The 22,980-nt window shown below is 46.9% G+C and carries 20 protein-coding genes and 4 pseudogenes; 10 read left to right on the top strand and 14 right to left on the bottom strand.

What is annotated here, in order from left to right:
• Positions 1–4: 4 nt before the first annotated feature.
• Together IJ22_RS23615 and IJ22_RS23605 are read left to right on the top strand one after the other, a co-directional pair.
• Entirely contained in the window at positions 5–1,732 is a 1,728-nt protein-coding gene (locus IJ22_RS23615) for a M56 family metallopeptidase (RefSeq protein WP_082660929.1), read from the top strand.
• 478 nt (positions 1,733–2,210) lie between these two features.
• Positions 2,211–3,329, top strand: a pseudogene (locus tag IJ22_RS23605) (IS3 family transposase).
• Between the two features lie 118 nt (positions 3,330–3,447).
• Here IJ22_RS23605 and IJ22_RS23600 read toward each other — a convergent pair.
• From IJ22_RS23600 to IJ22_RS23575, 5 genes are all read right to left on the bottom strand, one after another.
• Positions 3,448–4,662 carry an S-layer homology domain-containing protein gene (locus IJ22_RS23600; protein ID WP_062410526.1) on the bottom strand — a complete coding sequence of 405 codons (1,215 nt, stop codon included), beginning with the start codon at positions 4,660–4,662 and terminating at the stop codon, positions 3,448–3,450.
• A gap of 365 nt (positions 4,663–5,027) precedes the next feature.
• On the bottom strand, positions 5,028–5,273 hold the full coding sequence (locus tag IJ22_RS23595) for a hypothetical protein (protein WP_062410525.1): 246 nt from the start codon (positions 5,271–5,273) through the stop codon (positions 5,028–5,030).
• 214 nt (positions 5,274–5,487) lie between these two features.
• Positions 5,488–6,366, bottom strand: coding sequence for an Abi family protein (locus IJ22_RS23590; protein ID WP_062410524.1), 879 nt, complete (start codon positions 6,364–6,366; stop codon positions 5,488–5,490).
• 126 nt (positions 6,367–6,492) lie between these two features.
• Positions 6,493–6,672 carry a hypothetical protein gene (locus tag IJ22_RS23585; protein WP_145862562.1) on the bottom strand — a complete coding sequence of 60 codons (180 nt, stop codon included), beginning with the start codon at positions 6,670–6,672 and terminating at the stop codon, positions 6,493–6,495.
• A 588-nt stretch (positions 6,673–7,260) separates the two neighbouring features.
• Entirely contained in the window at positions 7,261–7,599 is a 339-nt protein-coding gene (locus tag IJ22_RS23575; RefSeq protein WP_062410521.1) for a hypothetical protein, read from the bottom strand.
• 408 nt (positions 7,600–8,007) lie between these two features.
• Here IJ22_RS23575 and IJ22_RS23565 point away from each other — a divergent pair.
• From IJ22_RS23565 to IJ22_RS23530, 7 genes and pseudogenes are all read left to right on the top strand, one after another.
• Positions 8,008–8,385, top strand: a pseudogene (locus IJ22_RS23565) (UPF0236 family transposase-like protein); the annotation flags it as partial.
• A gap of 55 nt (positions 8,386–8,440) precedes the next feature.
• Positions 8,441–9,590 (top strand): IS3 family transposase gene (locus IJ22_RS23555; protein WP_306274286.1). Its coding sequence is split into 2 segments (ribosomal slippage): positions 8,441–8,712 and positions 8,711–9,590, totalling 1,152 coding nucleotides; the frame shifts between segments, so codons are not numbered across the junction.
• 62 nt (positions 9,591–9,652) lie between these two features.
• Positions 9,653–9,799, top strand: a pseudogene (locus tag IJ22_RS26150) (IS256 family transposase); the annotation flags it as partial.
• 960 nt (positions 9,800–10,759) lie between these two features.
• Positions 10,760–10,846: a helix-turn-helix domain-containing protein gene (locus tag IJ22_RS27035; protein WP_335338492.1), complete on the top strand. Its 87-nt coding sequence runs from the start codon at positions 10,760–10,762 to the stop codon at positions 10,844–10,846.
• On the top strand, positions 10,847–11,977 hold the full coding sequence (gene istA / locus IJ22_RS23540; protein WP_256380608.1) for an IS21 family transposase: 1,131 nt from the start codon (positions 10,847–10,849) through the stop codon (positions 11,975–11,977).
• Entirely contained in the window at positions 11,977–12,762 is a 786-nt protein-coding gene (istB, locus tag IJ22_RS23535) for an IS21-like element helper ATPase IstB (protein WP_062411126.1), read from the top strand. Before istA ends, istB begins: the two co-directional genes overlap by 1 nt.
• A gap of 120 nt (positions 12,763–12,882) precedes the next feature.
• A complete protein-coding gene (locus IJ22_RS23530) occupies positions 12,883–13,086 on the top strand; it encodes a hypothetical protein (RefSeq protein WP_062410514.1) in 204 nt (67 codons plus the stop codon).
• Positions 13,087–13,206: 120 nt separating this feature from the next.
• Here IJ22_RS23530 and IJ22_RS23525 read toward each other — a convergent pair whose 3' ends face one another.
• From IJ22_RS23525 to IJ22_RS23515, 3 genes are read right to left on the bottom strand one after another with little or no spacing between them, the layout of a single operon-like run.
• Positions 13,207–13,848: an ABC-2 transporter permease gene (locus tag IJ22_RS23525; RefSeq protein WP_062410513.1), complete on the bottom strand. Its 642-nt coding sequence runs from the start codon at positions 13,846–13,848 to the stop codon at positions 13,207–13,209.
• Entirely contained in the window at positions 13,849–14,712 is an 864-nt protein-coding gene (locus IJ22_RS23520) for an ABC transporter ATP-binding protein (RefSeq protein WP_062410512.1), read from the bottom strand.
• Positions 14,709–15,092, bottom strand: a complete 384-nt coding sequence (locus tag IJ22_RS23515; protein WP_062410511.1) for a GntR family transcriptional regulator — start codon at positions 15,090–15,092, stop codon at positions 14,709–14,711. The genes IJ22_RS23520 and IJ22_RS23515 overlap by 4 nt, the downstream gene beginning before the upstream one ends.
• A gap of 139 nt (positions 15,093–15,231) precedes the next feature.
• Here IJ22_RS23515 and IJ22_RS23505 point away from each other — a divergent pair.
• Positions 15,232–16,381 (top strand): annotated as a pseudogene (locus tag IJ22_RS23505) (IS3 family transposase).
• On the opposite strand, the gene IJ22_RS23500 reads toward IJ22_RS23505, so the two are convergent.
• The 6 genes from IJ22_RS23500 to IJ22_RS23470 form a co-directional block, all read right to left on the bottom strand.
• Complete coding sequence (locus tag IJ22_RS23500; protein ID WP_082660928.1) at positions 16,369–18,240, bottom strand: recombinase family protein; 1,872 nt, start codon at positions 18,238–18,240, stop codon at positions 16,369–16,371. The pseudogene IJ22_RS23505 and the gene IJ22_RS23500 sit on opposite strands and share 13 nt — an antisense overlap.
• Positions 18,241–18,311: 71 nt before the next feature.
• Positions 18,312–18,458, bottom strand: a complete 147-nt coding sequence (locus tag IJ22_RS23495) for a hypothetical protein (protein WP_036628241.1) — start codon at positions 18,456–18,458, stop codon at positions 18,312–18,314.
• A gap of 589 nt (positions 18,459–19,047) precedes the next feature.
• Positions 19,048–20,283 (bottom strand): C40 family peptidase, encoded by a 1,236-nt coding sequence (locus tag IJ22_RS25880; protein ID WP_201023573.1) that lies wholly within the window; start codon positions 20,281–20,283, stop codon positions 19,048–19,050.
• 761 nt (positions 20,284–21,044) lie between these two features.
• Complete coding sequence (locus tag IJ22_RS23485; RefSeq protein WP_062410509.1) at positions 21,045–21,452, bottom strand: DUF6075 family protein; 408 nt, start codon at positions 21,450–21,452, stop codon at positions 21,045–21,047.
• Between the two features lie 118 nt (positions 21,453–21,570).
• A complete protein-coding gene (locus tag IJ22_RS23480) occupies positions 21,571–21,990 on the bottom strand; it encodes a sigma factor-like helix-turn-helix DNA-binding protein (protein WP_062410508.1) in 420 nt (139 codons plus the stop codon).
• A 466-nt stretch (positions 21,991–22,456) separates the two neighbouring features.
• A complete protein-coding gene (locus tag IJ22_RS23470) occupies positions 22,457–22,915 on the bottom strand; it encodes an S-layer homology domain-containing protein (RefSeq protein ID WP_256380607.1) in 459 nt (152 codons plus the stop codon).
• Between the last annotated feature and the right edge of the window lie 65 nt (positions 22,916–22,980).

Here is a 22,980-nt window from a genome sequence, read left to right as displayed (position 1 = left end):
GCCCATGAATACCATTCTTGAACTACTGATTACGCTGAATGCCACCGGAAGCGTCGTCGTAGCTTGTATTCTTATATTGCGGCTCTTGCCCGCCGGCGCCTTCCCGACCAAATGGCGTTATGGACTTAGCAAAATGGCCGTAGGCTTTTTTCTATTCCCCGTAGTCCTAGGTATTCAGTGGATCGTATCGCTGACTTTCAACGCGGCAGCTACCGTCCCGGCTATCGGCGGGCAGCCTTCAACAGTGGAACAAGGGCTATCCGGAACTTATTCAGGGTTCAGTCCGGAACCGCTTATTACGGGGCAGACCATTACAGCTCAAGCAGCTCTATTCCTTATTATCGTATGGGCAACCGGCGTGATCGTTTTTGCAACATGGCAGCTGTACTGCTATCGCAAATTTGTAAGGACACTAGAACATTCACGCACCGCCGTTCCGAGAGACAGCCAGGCAGTTGAACAACTCTCCTTGATTAAAGAACCTCTTGGATTGAAGCGCAACGTTCGGCTTGCTTACAGCTCTGCTCTTCGGAGCCCTGTTCTTATCGGGTTATGGAAACCGACCATCTATCTTCCTAAAGAGAATATCGTTAACGTGAATATGGACATGGTCATGCGTCATGAGCTGATCCATCTGAAACGGAAAGATTTATGGGTCAAGGCCTTCACCCTGGGAGCGTCAGCCTTGCATTGGTTTAACCCCTTCATACACATTCTCCGTAAGGATATTCACACCTGGAGCGAGCTGTCTTGCGATGAAGAAGTTGTCAGAGAGATGTCCCATGCCGAGCGAAAACGGTACGGGGAGACGATTTTGAACGTCATGGCGGGAACAAGGCATTTACCCGTGCGATTTTGCGCCTCCTTATCGGGTGATGGCCAACAATTGAAAAGGAGATTAATGATGATGCTGAATGTAAAGAAACTAAGAAAGAAAACATTATATCTGACGATAACAGCTGTATTTTCCGTTGCCGCAATTAGCACATCCGCAGCGGTATGGGCTGCTCACTATTCGCCAGAAGTCATTCCATATGAGGAAGGTCAGGCTGAGGTTCGACCAAGCGAGCAAATTCCGAAAGCGGCCCCTGCTGGTGCGGTAATTGAGAAGGAACCCAACCCTGCTGAGGCACAGCCAAGTCAAGCTCCTGCTACACTTGTAGCGGAGAATGAATCGGATGAGGAAGTCCAAGTCAAAGAACCTCAACCCGTACCTACACTGGATCCCGAGCCTGCAACCGAGCCCAAACCTAAAAAAAGTAGCACGAAAGCTCCATCCGTCACTGCTCCCGTCGAATCTTCGGCTAACAACGGATTAAGTGCCATCCAAACTCCATCAACCACGATGGTACCTAAAGAGGAAGATAAACCGGGACTATTCGGCCCTGAACTTCGGCTAATCCCAGAACCAGCTCCGGATAAAGATAGCCGTAATGACAATTCTCATTCAGGCGACATTCCTCCGGGAACTTCTATTACAATAAGAAAATTAACTCCTGAAGAAAGTGCTGAATTTAAAGATAGAGAACTTGCAGCAAGAGCTTTGTTGTCTCCTGAAGAACAGGCTGAATTTGAAGAAGACGATTATGGGCTGCGTCCAGACTCAATACCACCGGGAACCTCCATTACAATAAGGAAATTGACACCTGAAGAAAGCGCTGAATTCAAGGAAAGAGAGCTCGCGGCAAGAGCCTTGCTGTCCCCTGAAGAACAGGCTGAATTTGAGGACTAAAAACAACGAACTCAAGAGAAAAGTTTGCTTTCTAACATGAAGAAGCACTGCCGGGGGGCAGTGCTTCTTTGAGATTATGGATAACACCTTAATTAGTGCTAGAGGTAGTCCATTCAAAATATGTACTTCTTGAATTTGCCTCCATTCGTGCTTGTTTTGATTTGGAAAGTGTGGTTGCTGTAACTGCCTGTGTCAATAACAACCAGCGAATTGCCCTTAATATTCGATCTCCACCACTGGACATTGCTGTTGGTTTGACTTTGAATGCTTAAATTAACGGATGGCATAGTGCCAGGCAAGTCCCCTACGTATATTAATACATATCTATCTGGAGATGGAATAAATGCATGGCCTACGTTTGCTCCTTGGTTCCCATCCTTATTAATTGGCACGGTAACTGGATCGGCTATACTAAGTTGGACAGAAAAAATAAGGGCATGTAGAATAAACCTATCATCCTAAGGAGCGGATCTCTACAATGCCAAAACACCAACGACGTACCTTTACCTCAGAATTTAAAAAACAAATGGTGGAACTCTATGAAAACGGGAAATCCAGAGCAGCGATTGTGGAGGAATATGACCTCACTGCCTCCGTTTTAGACCGCTGGATCAAGCAAGCTCAGACAACGTGCTCCTTCAAGGAGAAGGACAATCGCTCATCAGAAGAAAATGAACTGATCGCTTTACGAAAAGAGAACCAGCGTCTGAAAATGGAGGTGGACATTTTAAAGCAAGCCGCGCTGATCATGGGACGAAAGTAGCTATCATCCAGAACAACCTTGATAAATACTCGGTATCAGCAATGTGCGACGTCCTGCAAATCGCAAGAAGTACGTTTTACTATGAAACGAAAGAACAACCGAACGAAGACAATGTAACTGAAGCAATTGTGGATATTTTCCATAAGAATCGAAAAACTTACGGTACACGAAAGATCAAAGTCAAACTCCAGGATCGCGGATTCGTCGTCTCCAGACGTAGAATTGGTCGAATCATGAAAGAGCAAGGACTCGTTTCTACCTACACCGTGGCTCAATATAGGCCCCGCAAAACCGCTTGTAATGAAGCCATGACGGAGTGTTCTGAACCGAGAGTTCGAGCAGGAGGAAGTCAAACGCTTCGTCGTCAGCGATCTCACTTATGTGAAGGTCAAGAACCGATGGTATTACATTTGTGTGCTGGTCGATTTGTTCAATCGAGAGATCATTGGGCATAGTGCAGGTCCAAACAAGGACGCTGCTCTGATTTCCCGCGCTTTTGCCACGGTACAAGGCGATTTATGCCAGCTTCAATGGTTTCATACCGACCGTGGTAGCGAATTCAAAAATCAAAAGATGGACGAGCTTTTGAAGACGTTTGAAATTGGCCGATCGCTGAGTATGAAAGGCTGTCCGTACGACAACGCTGTCGCTGAAGCCACCTACAAGATCATGAAAACAGAGTTTGTGAATCAGATGAATTTCCAGAGTCTTCGTCATCTGGAGTTGGAATTATACGATTGCGTAAACTGGTTTAACAAGTATCGCATTCATGGAACCTTAGGCTATATGACGCCTGTTCAGTATCGCCAAGAAGTCCTTAAAAAAATTGTCTGATTTACTGTTGACAATCCACTACTACCAAACACAGTGGTTGTAAGAAGAACGGCCGTTAGGAAAAAACTTGCAATTCGATTATTTCTTCTACTCATACCTTCCTTTCACCACCGGCTTATTATTTATTTTGAATACTAAAATTTCCGCCTGTATCCGATTGAAGGAAATATCCCCATCCATCTGCTCTCAATGATGAAGTGATCCAAAAGCGTTTTTCCTTCCCTTTCTGAAGGAAGTCCCGTGGATTGCCAGGAAGGGTTACCAAACCGTGCTCTTCCGCAAGTGAACGATTCAATCTGTTAAAGGTTACAAGGGAATTGGCAAAACCCTTGTTAATCGTAATGATGTCTGCTTCAGGAAGGTTAGATGTGAAGGAGACATCAACAAAGGTTCGATATGCTCCGGTCTTATACCCTTCGGCAAGGAAAAGCGGCGCATAAACGCCTTTAGGTGTATCTGTACGTGCGTCAACAACAATCAGTCGATTAATCTTAAGTACGCCAGCACTCGACGTGATCTTAGACAGATCGGGGATTTTTGCCGACCCATTTGAGTAATGATAATTACTGATCGAAGTAAGATTGGTTCCAGTGGTTCCAACCTCACGCAACTCATTGAGAGCTTGATAAGAACTTGCGTCTTTTCCTTCAACATCCATGTAACGCAGAAGAATCGCGGCGACTTCGGCTCTTGTTGTGGTATTTTGCGGACGAAGAGACCCATCTTCAAATCCGGTAATAATGTCAGTGCCACGAACTAAGGCCATATATGGAACCTTATCAGCGCTGATTTGGCCCTTAACTGCTTCAGGTGTCGGAAGCAAAGTGTTCTTGGTGTCCTCGAATGCTTGCTTAAAGGATGCATTGGATTTCATCAACCCATTAGCGATCCACTTCATCATCTCGTAACGGGTCAACTGAGTATTCGGATTAAAGCCGTTAGGATAGTCACTCGGATTGATGAAACCTTGAGCAACCAACTGCGTAACTGCCGATTCTGCCCAATGTCCCTTCATGTCATTGAACGGGTCGCTGCCGGTAGCCGTAGGAAGTTTGGTGGCACGGCTGAGGATAGCAGCAAACTCAGCCCTTGTGATTTGGCCGTTTGGTCTGAATGTTCCGTCCTCGTATCCGGAAATCAATTTCAGATCATAGGCCTTAGCGATTACACTCTCAGCCCAATGACCACTCACATCTTTGAACTTTGCAACAACCGCTGTGATAATATTTTTTGCGGTATCCACAGCACCCGCTTCCGCTTTCGGCGTTGTTCCAGTGAAGTTGCCGGCCAGGAGTGTAGCTGCAGCCAGTGTAGAAAGCAAAACCTTTTTCATTCATATCTCCTCCAGACATTAATTGATTAAGTAGCAATTCCTTCCTCGCACTTATCTTCTGTCTCTATCTTATAATCAAAGTGCTAAGGATTTCGCCACACATAAATTTATATCGGCGTAATTGAATGCCCTCGATATAGAAATGGTGCAAATCCAATAGATTAAACCTCCTTTCGGAAAAGCAAAAAACACACTAAATGCCTTCCGGCAAGAAGCGTGCTTCGCTTTTGGTGACCCCAAGGGATCATATTCGCATTCGCAGCTTAACGAAAATGAGGAACAAACCGTCATTCTCAGAGCGGACATTTCAACTCTAATCAGACGTATTCGAGGAGGGGTTGTTATGACCCTTTTTCAATACACTTTTACGAATACCCATTTTTTATTAACGAGACTACGTTGCCATCTATGGATGCATATGCTGTTGCGGAAAGAACCAGCATCATGACCATAGCTGCAGCAGGGACAAACATCCTACGCTGAATCGGTGAATCCATTCTGTCATTTCTTTGGGATGCATCTATTTGCGCATGGATTTCTTTCAGCATTCTTGTTTTCTGTTCTTCGCTTGGCGTTAAAGTTACACGGGCATTATGAATATGATTTTTCATAAGAGCCTCCTAAATATGTTTATAATTTTTTCCTGCCGATTCACCATCTCCATTCTTCCACGCTCCTATCCGTAAATGAGTGCATAAAAAGAAGGCAGGTAAATTGTCTTCCGAAAAAAAATAATGTCTATCTTTTTGTTCTATACATTCCGTGCTGCAAAAACAGACAGCAAAAAAGACCGTCCAGCAAGGATCGGTCTACGGATCTTCCTTTTCACTTCCTTAATAATTTCTCCCAATCTTCCGGAAAACCTATGCGTTCTAGTTCGACGACATGTTCAAACTCAGCTAGTAAAGACTGAAATTGGATAATAAAGCTGTTATTCCATTTATTGCGGTCAGATATCAGTTGCTTCAGGATGTATAGATGGGCAAAGATTCGATCTTGTCGTATTCCTAGTTTTTTTGCTTTTGGATGCAATCTCGGTTTACTTGTTAGCGGTCTGTTGTACAGTCTGCCATAATGGGCGCAAATATTCCGAACATAGGACAAACATTTAAGCCAACTTTCAAGATAAATGGCAGGGACTTGATAATAGCTTTTAGCGATATGGTTTTTATCTTCGTTTTTCAAGTTGGCATATAATTTTGACAAAGCTCCAAATGACAACACTTCAATGGCTACCCAGACAGGAATTACACCCTCATATTTTTCAAAGTGATGCTTGATAAAAATTTCTTGTGATCGATTTATCTCCTTGTCTAGCTCTGCTAAAAAAGCTGCATGGTAAGCTGCATATTCATAATTCGTTGATTCAAGGTGCCCCAAAGGACCATAGGTATGAGCAATGTGGTAAGAAATATGAGTACGAAAAGCAATTTCAACTTGCTCGGTCATTTCCATAATCAAATAACGAAAGCGATGATCAAATTCATATAGGGCGTGTATTTGTGCAAAGGTCGCGCCTTGATGATATTGATCGTTGTGTTTTAGACTCAACCCGTATGCACTTAGCCGGTAATAGTTGATTCGTTGTAAAGCGCGGATAGCGAAATCCTCATCTTCAACAATGAGACCACGTCTTTTCAAAATTTGAAGCTGTTCCTCAAATGTAGCAGGTGGCTTAATCGTAATCGGTGACCGCTGCTCCATATATATCCTCCGTTAAATAAAAAGGCCCACCTTGGTACGCATTGTTAAGAGGCGTGGTGGGATCTGTTGATCTCATTTTACAGGAATTGTATGACATCGTCAAACAATTTATAGGAAACACCAACGCTATACGTTTTGTCCATGCTTAAATTCCTTGATCTTGGTATGTAAAAATTCAAGTCCTGCTTCTTTACCGTATATGCGTCCATACTCGCGATCTTCGCGGCTTTGTTGTGCTTGTCGAAAGAGGTCAGCATCCTCCGCAAGCGATGCGGTTTGTTCGAGTTCTTCCCGGTCTGCATTCAACTCGTTTACCGCCTTTCCATTGCGCCAACAATGTATTACTTAATCCCATTATACCAGAGCTAAAACAGAAGAGATGCCAGTCCGGCAACCGTTGCGACATAGAGGTTGTTATACGCGGCTCAAGGCGTTTGCGGTTGTAAAGATGTTGCGGATTTTGAATTCAACCGGACTTTCCACCAACAAGATCAAACGCAAGTTTCCTTTGGCATTGTATGCGAAATGAGGTTCCGGCAAAAAATACTTGTCTTTATGCACCCAATCCGGGCAGTCCAAGTCGTAATCATTGCAAAGCTTATACACCATCCCGCCAGAAAAGGCAGCAGGTGAACGGGCAAATGATCGTAATGATCCGGCTCTTGTTCAACCATTTGTTGGCGCTTCTCCCGACCACTCCGATAAAACTCATCCAAAAAATTGCCCGTATGAATTTCGAAGTGAGTCAGGTTGGTGCCTGTCCCATGAGCAATCTCCCTTACAGTCATGCCCATCGTATCTTCTCCTTACCTTGGTGGAGTTGCGTACATCGCTTACCTTTGTCGCCGTTCACGTGCCCTCATGTTGGCGAAAAAACGATGGGGAGGGGAAGAACTACCCGCTTAGCTCCTCGTTGCCGCACGTTGCCATTGTCGCGGGCAGTCCATATCCTTTGTATTGGCTGCACAGCAAGCTGAACAAAATTTGCGCTCCGTCTTTCACGCCCTGCATGTACAGCCATTCCAATTCCTGTGCGTGCAGGTAATTGCATTCTTCTTCCCACAGGAGAAATTCGGCTCTGTTAGCCTCGCTGATTTTTCGCCGAAATTGCTCGGACGATACTTTTGCCTGTTCCCGCAAGTTCTTGATCGGAGGAAGCTGCAACGAATGAAGAGCTTGCTCATCGAACCGAGCCCGCAGCGCCTCCTGAAGCCAGTCCGGAAAATCCTTCACCTGGGTCTCACCTCTTTGCTTTTTGGTTGTGCTCCATCGTAACTCTGACGAAAGTGTGTCGCAAGAGGACATTGGAGAAAAAAAGATGAGCTCAGATTGCTTACCCCCGCACGTGAGAGATATAGTCTGGCTGGGGGCGATTCCTGCATTCCAAACACCGCGCGCGATCCCGGCGTTTTTACGCATTTCAATTTTATCTCGAATTTTCTCTCAGTTTTTCTCCAGAAACTTCACCAAAGATATAACCGAATTCTTCAACGCCCAGCAGGAGGGAGAAACGGGCTGGTGCGATTCCATAGTGTAAAATCTCCGTGGGTGTAGGAATTGGAAAAAGCGAACATAGAAAAAGAGCTTCTCCTTTGGTAAAGTGAGTTTGCCGAAACACGCACCAAGAAGGAGGAAGTTCCTGTGAGCCACTTTACCACAATAATGCCGACGATGAAAGAGCTTGAGCAATGGATATTTCGGAAAATGCAGGAGGAGTTCGCCAGTGCCATGAAAAAGGTGCTGGAGATGCTGGATCAGCAGATTCTGGAGCAACGAGATCGTGAGCGTTACCGAGTGAAAGAAGAGCGAGAAGCAAGTGTCAATACCGTGTTTGGGAACATACGCTTCAAGCGGAGATTGTACCATGACCGACAGAGCGGCAAGTATGTGTATTTGCTGGATCGAATGCTTCAATTCGAAGGGCGCGGGAAAGTAAGTCCGTATTTGGAAGAGACGGCTATTGTATTCGCAAGCCAAGGTCCGTCCTACCGCGACAGCGCGAAACGGCTGGAGCAACTATAATGCTCCCATAGGCTGAGACACGGGAGCGTGAAAAATAAGTTATAATGAGATCATGGAAAAACGGAACCGATATACCTCAGAATTCAAGACGAAGGTTGTGCTGGAGGTGCTCCGCGAGGAGCAGACCGTCAACGAGATTGCATCGAAATACGAACTTAGCCCGGTGATGATCAGCCGGTGGAAAGCAGAGTTCCTGGAGCGCGCCTCGACCGTATTCGAGAAGAAGACGAGCGAAACAGAAAAAATGAAAAAGGAATACGAAGCCAAGCAGGAGCGCTTGGAGAAGCTGGTCGGTCAACTTACGGTTGAGGTCGACTGGCTCAAAAAAAAATCTGGCCTCAAATGAATCTCTCGAATCGCGTAAAACGATGGTGGAGCCGGACAACGCAACGACGATCACGCTCAAGCGCCAAGCTGAACTGCTGTCTGTGAATCGTACCAGCATCTACCGACCGGCCAAGGAGCAGCGCGAGAGCGAAGAGAATGTGCTGCTCATGCACCGGATCGACGAAATCTATATGAAGCATCCCTACTATGGCTACCGCCGCATGACACGAATTCTTCGCGATCAAGGTTTTGAGGTCAATCGCAAGCGCATACGCCGTCTGATGCGGATCATGGGGCTTGAGGCCGTTTATCCCAAGCCGAATCTGAGCAAGCGCCTGCATGCGACCTACACGCGTCCCTACTTGCTCCGCGGCTTGACGATCGACCGGCCAAACCAAGTCTGGGGAATCGACATCACCTATTTACGGATGGGCAAAGGCTTTATGTACCTGTTCCTCATCATCGACTGGTACAGCCGCAAAGTCATCGATGATGAGCTCTCCAGCACGCTGGAGAAAGGCTTTGTGCTCCGCTGTCTCAAACGGGCATTTGGCAGCTGCAAGCCGGAGATCATGAACAGCGACCAGGGCTCTCACTTTACGAACAAGGACTACCTGGAGCTGCTGGAGAAGGAAGGCGTCAAAGTTTCGATGGACGGCAAAGGCCGAGCCACGGACAACAGCCGCACGGAGCGATTCTTCCGTTCGCTCAAGTACGAATGCATCTACATAAACGAATTCGAGGACCCTCGCGCGTTGCGTAAAGGGCTGGCTCGCTATGTCCAATTTTACAATGAGGAACGCCCGCACCAGTCACTCGGCGAAGCGCGCCCCATTCAGTTCTACGCCCATGAAGTAAGGCAAATCGCATCCTAAATACCGGAAGGAGGACATAACTTATTTTCTAAAAAATCATGTCTTGACTTTGGGGAGCATTACAATCCGTCATTCGACTCATCGGTGCGCTACTCATGGAACAGGACGAGAAATGGGCTTCCGGCAAGAAGTACCTCGATATGGTCGAATACCTAGAGTGGCGTGAAAGCCGACCAAAATCTGTCTCGAAAGTAACCCGAATCATGTAGCCCATTCTAGCTGAGGGATTTTACACATAATTTTGGACTTGATCTGGAGAGGCGAGTCCGTATCATTGTGTAAAATGAGTCTCCAAAAAAGCTCATTCCTTGCTGCCAAATCACGCGTTCGAATCTTTCTTATTTTCGCTCCTTCTCGCAAAACCGCCGAATAAGACGTGTCCGACCACCCTATTTTCCACACAACCCAAATTGTAGTCGCCTTCCAAAAAAGATAACGATATTTTATCTTCGCTATCGGGGGCGATCTGGAAGCTGCTTCCAAAATAACTAACTCTCGATCGTCTTATTCATCATACATCCACCGGAACATTCCCTCATTCTCCGTTTGCAAAAACCGCTGATGAACCGCCGCAGCTTCCGCCCTTGTCAACCCACGCAGCAGTGATACCGACGGTTTTTTCATACAGGTAAATGCGGATCAATCATGCTATGTTCGCACCAACAACGAACGACTATCCGGGGAAGCTTATCGTCTTTGAAGGAGTCGATGGTGCTGGGAAAACCACATTATTAGAGAAAACTCGCTTGTACTTGGATCAGAAACAAATCAAATATACTGCAATTTAAGATGCCCAGCCATCGAATTAGAACAATGGAGGCGTTCAGAAAAACTCACGAAAGCCACAACCATGAGGAAAGGACAGCAATAGATGCATTAAGCATGAATGTATTGGTGTCGGGCGATCGGCTCATAACCCTGAATGAAGAGGTCATCCCAGCACTCAAGCGCGGGGAGTGGGTGCTGTGCGACCGGTATACGTATACAGGGAATATTTGTTGCAGCGACCCCATTATTCAGAGTATCTCAGAACGTTTTATTCAACCTGATTTGGCCATTGTAAAAATCAATGTTAAAATCCTCAAAAAAATCAGTTGAAAATTCCCCATTTTCATCAAAAACTCTCCTCTTGGAGGAGAGGAAAATTGATCAAGAATGGGGAGTTTTATATGATCCACGACATGAAAAACCGAGGCATGAACATCTCACAAATCGCCAACGAACTGGGCAGAGATCGGAAAACCATTTCGAAATGACTGGCAGCATCAGAACCCAAGCCTTACCAAAGACGACTTACTCATCCCAGCAAACTGGAACCATTCAAAGCATACGTCAAACAACGGATGGAAGAAGGATGCCTTAACGCCACGGTGCTCTACGATGAAATTGTGGCAAAAGGATATACCGGCGGAATTACACTCTTGCGCATGTTCATGAAGCCTCTGCGGCCGGCAATTATGGAAAAGGCGACGTTGCGTTTCGAAACGCCACCGGGGTATCAGGCCCAAATGGACTGGGGACGATTCTATGTGCAATGGGACGGAGAAGAAAAACGAATCTACGCCTTCGTGATGGTTCTGGGATACTCGCGAACCATGTACTTGGAATTTACCGAAGACGAAAAACTGGACACCCTAATCGGCTGTCATTTGCGGGCTTTTGAATACTTTGGAGGCCGGCCGGAAATGATCCTGTACGACAATATGAAAACGATCATTACCCGGGTGGATGAACGCGGCCATGCGGTGTGGAATGAACGGTTTTCCCGTTTTGCCGACCATCATGGATTTCTGCTTCAGCGCTGCCAACCCTACCGGGCGCGAACCAAGGGGAAAGTGGAGAGTGGTATCAAATATGTGCGCAAAAATTTTTGGCCGCGGGTTCGAACATTTACCGGTTTGGACGATCTGAATCGTCAGGCACGGGAATGGCTCAATACGGTTGCGAATGTTCGCATCCATGGAACCACGCATGAGATTCCATTTGAAAGGTTGAAAAAAGAGAATTTAAAGCCCATCAATTCAACGCCTTTCTTCGAAGTGGACCGGCATTCCCGAAAGGTGTCTTTGGACGGGTTCGTGTCCTTTGAAAACAATCGGTATTCCGTGCCTTATACCTTGGTTGGCCAAACCGTCGAAGTGGTGGATTTGAAAAACGGCCGGATTTGCATCTATCACGGCCACCAATTGTTGGCCGAACATGGGAAAGCCACCGGTAGACACCAAGTCGTCGTCAATAAAAAACACTTCGAGGGATTGCGAACCGTTGGGCCGCATCCGGTCCCCCAACCGATGCCCAAACGGGTTCGTCAACCAGCCCCCGAAGTGATGGAGCGTGATTTATCCATCTACGAACATTTCCTGAATGAGGCGGTGACCCTTCAATGATCGCATTGAACGAACGCCTCCAGAACGCTTTCCGGCAGTTGGGATGGAGCCGGATTCCCGAAGTCCTGCATACCCATGCCGAAGAAGCGGCCAAACATAATATATCGTACCTGGAATTTCTGGACAAGCTGTTGCAAGAAGAATTGGCGGCCAAGCAGGATCGTTTTATTCGGATGCGCACGCGATTGGCTCGCCTGCCGTTTCACAAAACCCTGGATCAGTTCGATTTTTCGTTCCAGCCCTCCATTGATGAAAGACGGATTCGGGATCTGGCCACATTGCGTTTTATTGAAAATCAGGAAAATTTGATTTTTCTGGGACCGCCGGGTGTCGGTAAAACGCACCTGGCCGTCGCCCTGGCGATGGAGGCTCTAAAACAGCGGTATATCGTTTACTTTACCACCGCTCATGACATGATTCAGACGTTGCAAGAAGCGCACCAAACGCACACCGTCAAACAAAAGATAAAAACCTACACGAAGCCGCATCTTTTGATTATTGACGAAATTGGTTATCGGAAGATGGACGAAACCGCTGCTCACTTTTTCTTTCAAATCATCTCGGAACGATATGAGAGAGGTTCCATCATCCTGACCTCGAACAAATCCTACGGTGCTTGGGGAGAGATTTTTGGGGATTCCGTCTTAGCTACGGCTATCTTGGATCGGCTGCTTCATCATTCCACCACGATTAATATCAAGGGGGAAAGCTATCGCATTAAGGAAAAGAAAAAGGCGGGATTTTTCAAATTGGAGGGAGGAAATTTGTCCAAGCCGACTTCTTGACGAAGTGTCGCCGCGGCTCCCATAAGGGAACTTTTTCATTGCTGATTTTGGGGAATTTTCGATTGATTATTTTGGGTAATTTTCAATTGATGTTGACACATCTTAGCCGCAGCCGATTTGATGACAGTCAAGAATCGGGTCTTATCGCGTCCAACTGAGAAGCATTTATTCTTTGATGATCATGAAGTGCAGCAAAAAATCAGCAAATACATGCAATTGGCGCAAAGCAATAACTTTGTTATCATCTACACCACCCAAGAGCAAGCAGCCATCGACGCGCTATTATTTGCCGAGTTATCAAAATTAGCGGAGCATGTTCATTGACGGAACCATGATTAAGATAAAAGGCGATCTGGTTCTGGCAGCCAGATCGCCCTGTTCTATTATGGCCAATTACTTTCAAACTGAGGCTGAATTCGACGAAGCCCTTCCATGAAAGGCCGATTACCTGAACTCTTTCGTGCGATGAATGCGAACGGACACGAGGTAGGAAATGATAAACAGCAGCATCGACGTACAAGCAGACACGATGCTGACCAGCGGATGACGGAACTGCATGCCTCCTGTAAACGGAGCGAGAAGCGCGGCCAGCAGCAGCATGATCCCTATCGCTACAAACCCGGAAAAGAACACAATCAGCTCATTCTTCTCCGTACCGATCTTCAGCATGATGGGATACATGAGGGCTACTGATGTGATCGCTAAGGTCAGCCCGAATCCGTAGCTGAATGTGACAATTGACGGATCAAGCGACAGTCCCGTAACGTAACATGCCGCGAGGGTAAGTAGACTCGACAAGATCCCCATAAGTATGAGGAGTGCGAAGGACACGTACTTCGCGCTGACGATGGTGTGTCGTCGGATAGGCAGCGTCAGTTCAAATTTGCTCCATTTCGATGTTTCATCTACCCTTAACGAGGCTCCCGTATTAACAACGAAAATAAAAATCTGCACCGCCAATATCATCGATGTCAACAGGGCTTCCCGAAAGATGACCGACACGAGGGCCAAAACCGCTGCGATGATGAAAGACAGATAGATGTTGCTTGACATGGAATAAAAGTTGTTTCGGACAAGTCCCCTCATCTATTGATCCCCCTTAACCAGCAAGAGCATAATCTCATCAATGGTGGTGTTATCGACGGTAATGTCTCGGTGTTGCCTGGAGAAGCTTTCTTTATCCGAGATCAATACGTCAACCTGAAATCCTCTCTTCCGGGATGATAGATATTCCGATTTATCAAGACTTTGGAACTGATCCGCCGTGCAGCGGGCTATGCCGTATTGGTATAGCAAGATATCCTTGTCTTCCGTCAGGATGATTCTGCCGCTGTGTATAAAAGTGATATAATCCGCGATTTTCTCCAGATCGCTGGTTATATGCGAGGAGATGAGAATCGAATGTTCTTCGTCTTCTACAAACTCCAGAAACAGATCTAACATCTCTTCCCGGACAACCGGGTCAAGGCCGGATGTAGCCTCATCCAACAACAACAGCTTCGCCCCATGGGATAGAGCTACCGCTGTAGCCAACTTCATCGTCATTCCCCGGGACAGATCTTTGATTCTGGTATCAGCCGGAACCTGCAACCTTTGAAGCAGATGCTGGAAAAGCCCTCCGTCCCAATGCTGGTAAATATCTTTAAACACCGACGCCAGCTTGTTGGCCGTGAGCGCCTCGGGGAAATTGATGGCATCAAATACAACTCCGATGTGATCGCGGATATCCGTACGTTCTTCCGTCATTTCCTCACCGAAGATTTTGATCACGCCACTGTCCGGTTTGAGGGTATTCAAAATGCAACTGATCGTCGTCGTTTTCCCTGAGCCATTCTCGCCTACGAATCCCATGATGCTCCCTTGCGGAACGGCGAACGATACATTATCCAGACGGAAATCTGACCCCGGATAAGCCTTTGTCAGATTGCTTACTTCCAAACTATATTTCATTGGCAGTCCTCCTCGTAACACATCACTAATAACCTTGTCAGCTCGTCTAATGTGGTGGTTCCGCTCATACGAGCGGCTTCCACAGCCAACCGCAAGTGTTCATGCATCTTCCTCCGGTGTTCTTCATGAATCACATTGCGATGATGCGCGGATATAAAGCTTCCACGGCCTACAGTCGTTTCGATAAATCCATCACGTTGCAAATCCTCATAGGCCCTTTGCACGGTGATGACGCTGACATGTATCATCTTAGCGAGTGAACGCATGGAGGGAATGGGGTCACCGGGTTGCAGCTTTCCACTCATCACCAATGCTTTGATCTGGCTTGAGATTTGCTCATAGATGGGCTTGCTCGAATTATTGCTGATGATGATTTCCAAATTAAAGTCACTTCCCATCAAGTGTACTTATCGTACCAGTACATTATATTACAATAAAACACATTGATGCTAGACTAAATAGTGGACACCGAGAATCGAGAATGCGACAATAAACCTAGCAAAATCGAGGTGTCCGAAGATGAGTCAGAAATATGACAAAGAGTTCAAAATCCAAACCGTAAAAATGATTCAGGAACAGGGGAAGCCGGTGGCGCAGGTCGCCCGAGAATTGGGCGTATCCGACAATACTCTGTACCGCTGGATCAACGAATTCAAACAGGATCCGGTCAATGCGTTTCGCGGCAGCGGCAACCTGAAAATCGAGGAAAAAACCCTTCTCGAAATGCAGAAACGAATCCGCCAACTCGAGATGGAGAACGAAATTTTAAAAAAGGCGATGCACATCTTCGCAAAAGACCGGAACTGATCTTTGCGTTTATCCACAAACACCGCTCCAAGTATCCGGTATCGGAGATGTGCAAGGTTTTGAACGTATCCCGGAGTGGTATTATCAATGGACCAGGCGCCAGGAAAGCGAGCAAAAGAAACGTCGCCGAGAACTGGAACAACAGATTAGCCGTATCTTTGTGGACTCGCGTCGCCTGTACGGCAGCCCGAAGATCGCTCAAGTCTTGCGCCAGCAAGGTGTTCGGGTATCCGAAAAAACGGTCGCCCGCATCATGAAGGAACTGGGGCTTAAGTCGCGCACCGTCAAGAAATACAAGGCGACGACGAACTCGAACCACAATCTGCCAGTGCATGACAATGTGCTGAACCAGCAGTTCAGGGCACAAGCTCCCAATCAAGTCTGGATGGCGGACATCACTTACGTTCCGACAGACGAGGGATGGCTCTATGTCGCGAGCGTGACGGACTTGTACACGCGCAAAATCGTAGGCTGGTACGCCGATGAGCGAATGACCAAGGAATTGGTCCTGCAAGCTCTGGATCAGGCTTACAACCGTCAACGGCCGAAAGGCGAAGTCCTGCATCATTCCGATCGCGGCAGCCAATACGCATCTCATGAGTACCAAAAACGGCTCTTGAAATACGGGATGAAATGCAGCATGAGCCGCAAGGGCAACTGCTATGACAATGCCTGCATCGAATCGTTCCACAGCGTGCTCAAAAAGGAACTCGTCTATCTGGAGAAGTTCAGAACCCGCAAGGAAGCCCAAAGTCGGATTTTTGAATACATCGAGTTTTTCTACAACCGGAAACGCGTACATTCCGCTATCGGGTATCTTACACCTTTTCAATACGAACAAATGTACGGTCAAATTGCGTAATTTTCTCGATTCTGGCTGTCCAATCTATTGACAGAGGTCCATGCCGCTTCAACACTCAACTCAACTTTCCGTCTTACCACTAGCGATAATATATCTGAGCAATACTGCCACATCTCAATTATTCTTTCAAAGTCATCAATATTAGACACTCCACATGTGTCGTTCTCGGAATAGGAAGGCACTTTCCCCCTTTCACTTCGCAAGGACTTTTTTTGCTTATCCATCTTGCTTTGGATGCTGTTGTGAAAGCCGGTTTTATAGACGAAGGTCAGTTTGTACGGCTCGGGGCTACCTTGATCGGTGTTCTCCCCAATAATAACTTTATCGACAATGCTTTCGAATACGTTCCGGTCGAATGCGGTCAGAACCTCATTCGTTTGAAGCACTTTGCGAAAATGTTCAAGCCGTTTTCCCAAATCAATTTCTTCTTGCGCGGATTGCTCCAACTGTTCCTTTTCTTCAAGTAATTTAGTAAGCGAAGTATCGAGTTCCGCATACTTCTGTTCGTAAGTAGCCCTGTCTATTTTCTCATCCAGGCACAAATCAATCAGTCTGCAACGTTTTCGCTCCAAGGCCTCAATATCGCTAATAATTTTGTTCAGCCGCTTTTGATTATTCTGATCGCTAAACAGGGACTCCATTCTTTTCATAAGCTCGTCCAGCACATCCGAATTATTGCGGCACACCAATTTGTACGATTCGACAAAAGCACCCTCAATCAGCTTTTCCTCCAAAGCTTTGCTGTGAGAGCAGTATTTCTTCCCTTTCTTCGTGGCTGTCACGCACTGCCAAATCACCTTTTCATGCGGGGTTCCGCTGTGCCAGTTCCGCCGCGAGAGGTTGCTTCCGCAGAAAGCACATTCCAACTTACTGCTGAAAGCAAATTTTCTGCTGTACTTGTCCCGCTTGCCTCTCGCGCCGCGGCGGCGATTCTCGCCTCTTCGATGCAATATGTCCTGCGCCTTTTCAAATACTTCCTCGCTGACAATCGGCTCATGATGATTTTTGACATAAAACTGATCTTCCTCGCCGTAATTGTCCAGTCTTCTCTTGGAAATGGGATCGACGGTAAATGTCTTTCCTTGCAACAAGTCGCCTTTGTACTTCTCATTCTTTATGATACCAAGAATGGTTGTGTCCTGCCATTCGACTCTTCCGTACTTGGTTTTATGTCCAGCCTCAGTCAGTTCCTTTGCAATAACGTAAGCGCCGATCCCCGATGTATATCGTTCAAAAATATAGCGGACGATTTTGGCTTCTTCTTGATTAACGGTGATCTGTTTCGTATTCACATCGTAATCGTATCCCAGACAGCTTTGAAAACCTACCAGTTCGCCGCGCTTCATTTTCATTTTCAAACCTTTTTTTACGTTGGCGGAGATGTTCTCCACTTCCTGCTGCGCTACGGAACTTAGAATGACAAGCAACAATTCGCCGTCCATCGTCAGCGTATTGATATTCTCGTCTTCAAAAAATACGGCGATGTTTTTTTCTTTCAACATTCGAACGTATTTCAACGTATCCAGCGTGTTTCTTGCAAACCTGGAGATAGACTTCGTGATGATCATATCAATTTTCCCGTCCATGCAATCCTTAATCATGCGTTGAAAATCCTCGCGCTTCGTTACCTGTGTACCTGTTATGGCTTCATCCGCATAAATATCGACCAGCACCCAGTCGCTGCGTTTGCTTACGAGATCTGTATAATAGGCGACTTGCGACTTGTAGCTGTTCAATTGCTCCTCAGTGTCGGTACTTACGCGGGCATAAGGGGCGACGCGAAGAACATCCGATAACTTTCCGGCATTGCGATCGGATATTTTCCTACTTGCTTTAATTACTTCTACTTCAAGAGCCATGGTGTTGTCCTCCATTCTTATTTACTTGCCATCAGTTTAATAAGAGATGGGCGGACCGACAAATGTGCGAATCAAGAAGTAAGGTCCGAAATGATGCCGTAATCCCGCATCGTTTTGTTCTTTATCAAATGAAATTCGTTTTCGGTAATCAAAGATAATGCCAGCAGTTGTTTTATCATAGCGATTTGCATGCTGTACCGGATGAGTTTATGGTTCATAAAAAACCTCCCATCAATCCAGAAAAGCTGAAAAACAGAGATGCGCAACAAACATAACCGCGTGTGCGCATCTCTGTTTCCGCCTCTGTTTTGGTTGCTTCTCTCAAAAATCTTATCCAGCGGACAGTGGTTAGCCGTCCTCATAGGCTTCAAACCTCTTCCAGGATCGCTGCAAGCCGCCCCCATTGCGCTGAACTGTGGCTGGACGGAAGTATCATTATCCCTCCGCATGGGTCTTCGCCTTAAATGGAACCACCATTTATGGATTGCATGGGCAAAATCGCTCGCAGTTTACCGTTTCTGATGAAAAAACATGCGAAAATAAGAATCGGCAAAATGGTCGTGGCGCGCCTGCAATTTGGCTATCCTTCCAGGCCATGCGGGGAACGTACCGGATAAGATTGTATGAAATTTTCAAAGGTCCGTTGAGGGGAGCGAACATGTCCCTCTATTATTCATTTCATTTTTGAGGCAAAATCGGACCCTGAATTGCCAAATCTATCGATCAAAAACGAAAGAAGAGGGGAGAGAGGAGGGAAGGCGATAAACGAGAATAAGGCCTTGAACTGAGCCTTATCTCTTTGAAAGTTCAATTAGCACTTGAAAGATGCGGCCTTCCAAACAGCACCTGCTTTTCCGTGTCGAACAGATTCCGGTATACCACTTGTCCCCGAGTGGAGGAAGCGTCCACTACTTTGCCGTCTCCCGCATAAATCCCAACATGGGTAATATCCATAAATCTACCGTTCCGTTCGTAACTCCAAAACACGAGATCGCCAGGAATCAAATCCGCCGCGCTTACGGTCAGGCCATTCTCCACGCAAAATCTGGCCTGCTCCGCGGCGGTTCGCGGCAAGCTAATGCCTAACTGACGATACACCCATTGGACGAGATAGCTGCAATCCGTATAGTTGTCCTGACCGGCCTTCGGTTGGCTGTACGGATCGCCTAGACGAGTCAGCGCCAATTTGACGGCTTCACTGCCCAGTTCACCATCGGGCAAATGCTGTTGAACCAAATCAAGTTGCTCCGGCGTCAAACCAATATCCGCATCTTTTCCAAGTATTGCATACATGAGCGGGCGAAACTCCTCGGACAGCATTTCCTTCATTAATTCCATCTGTTCATTTGTAAAGCGGTATATATCTGCCTGTTGCTCCGCAGTTTGGCTAATGACCGTAATATGCAAAATGCGCTCATATCGGGTAATCGTCTCTTCGCTGGTGCTCCCGTCCTCCTGTTCGACCGTAACCGTTTCCTTATGTTCTATCGTTTCAACACGAGATTCCAGCGAATTCATATCCCAAAATACCGATCGAATGATACCGATTCTTGTTGCATCAAGCGTGGCCACATCCATTCCGTTTTCAGCATCCGTGACGGTCTTCACGGCAAAGACGGCGATAATGTCCATCCAGTTATCGATTCGTGTATTGTCCGCGCTGCCAGGATAATGATATTCCACTTGGTCTACATTGCCAGCGGATTGCTGTATCTCTACCAGTCGGGCGGCAAATTCAGCGTCCAGCTCTTGAACGATTTGGGAAAGCGGCTTGACATCAGCATCCGTATTTTCACCGGACACAAAGATACCGAACGGAGAGGAAATGACAGCAGCTATCGCCATAACAATGCATAGAACTACAATTACCGTACCGCTGAATCCCAAAAGCGCCGTCAATCCCTTGACAAGCAAGGTGGTGGCTCTTTCAACCATTTTAACGATGAGGCGATTCAATCTCGCGGCAGCTCGCGCGGTTTGAATGGATCGGCGGGCAGACATCGCCATCTGCGCAGCCCGCTGAGCTTCCTTGACGGCATTCATTTTCCCTTCAGTTTGAGCATCCGAATGATTGTTAGCGTGCTCTAGCCGATGCCCATTTTTTATAAATGGCGATAACGTCTTGAAATTTCGTACTTTCCGTTTGATCGTATAACCTGATTGTTTTGATATAGCAGAGGGGACTCGGGTTAACGATTTCACGCGTCCATTTGCTGAACGAGATACCGCGGCGGAGAATGTTTCCTTCTTCCCGACCGGTTTTGGAGGACCGATATCCCGTTTCTGCATCCGCTCAGGATAGCTACCTGTTCGAGAACGATGCAGAAGCCGGGCATTGACCCGGCTCCGTATAAATCGTTGTTTTCCTGAATGCGAACCAGAAGACAAGACGTATTTTCCATCAACCGGCTTACGGAGACGTATGCTACGGGCAAGTCGCGGTGTACGCGTAATCGAAGACTCCGCATTGACATCAATCGGGTTCTGACTTGTGACAAAATCATCATCTGGCAATGACTGCCTTTTTAGAATGTGCCGGATCAATCTCTTGTTGATAAGCACACTCATCCCCATTTGAGCACGTATCGTTTTTTTCGTAGCCGCTGCGGAATGGCGCTGCGCATATTCAACTGGAGACGAGGAAGTCGTCTTGTCATGATCAACTTGCCGCTTGGCACGAGCGCTTGAACGCTTTACACGATGCAACACGTTTGGGAATCTGTCCAAACGTTTGATGTCCTTCACAACATTCCTCGTTTTAATTTCCTTCATCGTCCCATTCCACTCCCGTCGCTGGCAGCCATTCAGCGAATTTGTTCGGCCAACCGTTTGATCGTTCTCTCGTGACTTCGGCAATATTCGGGGTAACGAAGTCGAATCGCTTCAAAAAAGTAGGGAGCATAGCTGCAATCGAATAATTCGTGGGGAGTAGAGTAACGTTCGCCGCCTGCTTCGGTCCAGCCGTTCCACAGATTAAAGGCGAGCCGACACACTCGAATGGTACTGCCGGTTTGCCAAGGGGCCGAAAGACCTTCGGGCTTAATGCCGCCATTAGAAAAATCATACAAATCGCGGATATGACTCCTGGTTTCTCGGGAAATGCCCAATGTATAGAATAGCGCCCGGTGGTAGCCATCGCTGCATTTCCCTTCAACCAGCATCTGAACGTAAAACCTCTCGTGTTCCTCATCTCGAAATCGAATCGGATGCATCGTCACATACCCCTTTCATGGAGAATGCAGCGGCTGGTTGCAACCAGCCGCTGTCTGAACATGGTCCTCTATATAACCGTTCATTTTGGCAGGAAAATCGGACCCTCCAACGAAACGATTACATGTTTTTGAGCAAGTATTCCATTTGTTTCAAGCCTCTTTGGATAGATTTACGAACCGCCCGCTCATCGACATGCTCGGCTCTGGCAATAGCGACTTTGCCCATACCCAAGAAATAATGGGCGTAAATCCGTCTGGCGGATTTCACCGGCAACTGGCACATAGCTTCATAAAGTTGCTGCCGTGAAAGTTTGCGCTCGTAATACTCCTCCGGTGAAATCGAAAGAAATAAAACATGCTGCTCAATCCCATCGTTGCGATCGAGCGAATAATAGGCCCGATGGCGATACGTTCGCAGCCTGTAGGCGCTTTCTTCCAAGTCGAAGCGGCGGATTTCATGGACAACTTCTTCATCTACATCAACCCATACATCCGTCTTAAAAAAAGGATACATATCCCGCAAATTCATCTTTTTCATTCATGTCCCTCCATTTTGGTTTGTTGGCAAACCAAAACAGAGGGGGGGAGAACGACAGCCAGCGCTACCTTTTATGCATACGTGCAATAGCTGAAAAAAACAAAAAAGACCTTGCCGCAGAGCATGCCAACTCTCCATTGCGGCAAAGTCCGAATGTGTTCGTATTAAAAGCCGTAGAACAAATTCATAAAATGATTGCGGCCTAACAATATAGGCAAATGGGGATACATAAATATCAGCTCCATCCTCACATGGCAACACCGCTGCGAGAAGAAAGCCAATCTGTTATTATGATGGTGCTGTCATACAAAAGTAATGAAGAATATTTATTAAGATGAAAAAGGGCCATCCCTTCGAAAGCGATGACCACATTCGTTGGAACAGTCTCATAAATGGATTGCTCTGCGACTTCAAAAGAAAGGGCAGACCCAACCGAGTAAAATCATGTTAGGTCTGCCCTTGATGTTTATTGATTTATTCTTGCTCCCGAACTTCCAGCATTCTGAGTAGCATGACTACCGCTTCCGACCGCGCATTTCGCCCAGTTCGGAATGTCTTCGTCATCGGCAAAGCCGGTTTGTGCATTCGCGTCAAAAGGCACCTTCAGCGCATTGGCAATCATCGACGCCATCTCCGCGCGGGTGATCTGCGCATCAGGCCGGAAGCTGCCGTCCTCGCACTCGCTGACGATCCCCGTTTGCACGGCGAGAGCAACCGCTCGTTTCGCCCAAGCCCCGATCTTGGCCTGATCCGTAAAATCAAGCGCCACGCCTGTGCCGTCCAGTTTAAGCGCCCCAACCAGCATAGCCGTAAATTCGGCACGTGTGACCGAGTTGTTTGGCCTGAACGTTCCATCCGGGTAGCCGCTCACCAACTTTTGCGTCGCTGCGCGAATGATTGAGCACTCGCCCCAATGACCGGCGATGCCGGTGAACGATGGAATTAGGTAACATATTCATATTCCGAACGTTTATTGATAAATGAACCCGA

It is taken from the genome of Paenibacillus naphthalenovorans, assembly GCF_001465255.1.
In the GTDB taxonomy this organism is placed as follows: domain Bacteria; phylum Bacillota; class Bacilli; order Paenibacillales; family NBRC-103111; genus Paenibacillus_G; species Paenibacillus_G naphthalenovorans.
Note: the sequence above shows the minus strand (reverse complement) of the source record. Positions and strands in the feature narration are given on the sequence as shown.

Bases quoted from the DNA above. Each gene is read 5' to 3' on its own strand.
- IJ22_RS23485 (WP_062410509.1), bottom strand. From the start codon at position 21,452: ATGCATCCGATTCGATTTCGAGATGAGGAACACGAGAGGTTTTACGTT.
- IJ22_RS23595 (WP_062410525.1), bottom strand. From the start codon at position 5,273: ATGAAAAATCATATTCATAATGCCCGTGTAACTTTAACGCCAAGCGAA.
- IJ22_RS23590 (WP_062410524.1), bottom strand. From the start codon at position 6,366: ATGGAGCAGCGGTCACCGATTACGATTAAGCCACCTGCTACATTTGAG.
- IJ22_RS23480 (WP_062410508.1), bottom strand. From the start codon at position 21,990: ATGAAAAAGATGAATTTGCGGGATATGTATCCTTTTTTTAAGACGGAT.
- IJ22_RS23600 (WP_062410526.1), bottom strand. From the start codon at position 4,662: ATGAAAAAGGTTTTGCTTTCTACACTGGCTGCAGCTACACTCCTGGCC.
- IJ22_RS23615 (WP_082660929.1), top strand. From the start codon at position 5: ATGAATACCATTCTTGAACTACTGATTACGCTGAATGCCACCGGAAGC.
- IJ22_RS25880 (WP_201023573.1), bottom strand. From the start codon at position 20,283: ATGAATGCCGTCAAGGAAGCTCAGCGGGCTGCGCAGATGGCGATGTCT.
- IJ22_RS23530 (WP_062410514.1), top strand. From the start codon at position 12,883: ATGACAGTCAAGAATCGGGTCTTATCGCGTCCAACTGAGAAGCATTTA.
- IJ22_RS23500 (WP_082660928.1), bottom strand. From the start codon at position 18,240: ATGGCTCTTGAAGTAGAAGTAATTAAAGCAAGTAGGAAAATATCCGAT.
- IJ22_RS23495 (WP_036628241.1), bottom strand. From the start codon at position 18,458: ATGAACCATAAACTCATCCGGTACAGCATGCAAATCGCTATGATAAAA.
- IJ22_RS23520 (WP_062410512.1), bottom strand. From the start codon at position 14,712: ATGAAATATAGTTTGGAAGTAAGCAATCTGACAAAGGCTTATCCGGGG.
- IJ22_RS23525 (WP_062410513.1), bottom strand. From the start codon at position 13,848: ATGAGGGGACTTGTCCGAAACAACTTTTATTCCATGTCAAGCAACATC.
- IJ22_RS27035 (WP_335338492.1), top strand. From the start codon at position 10,760: ATGATCCACGACATGAAAAACCGAGGCATGAACATCTCACAAATCGCC.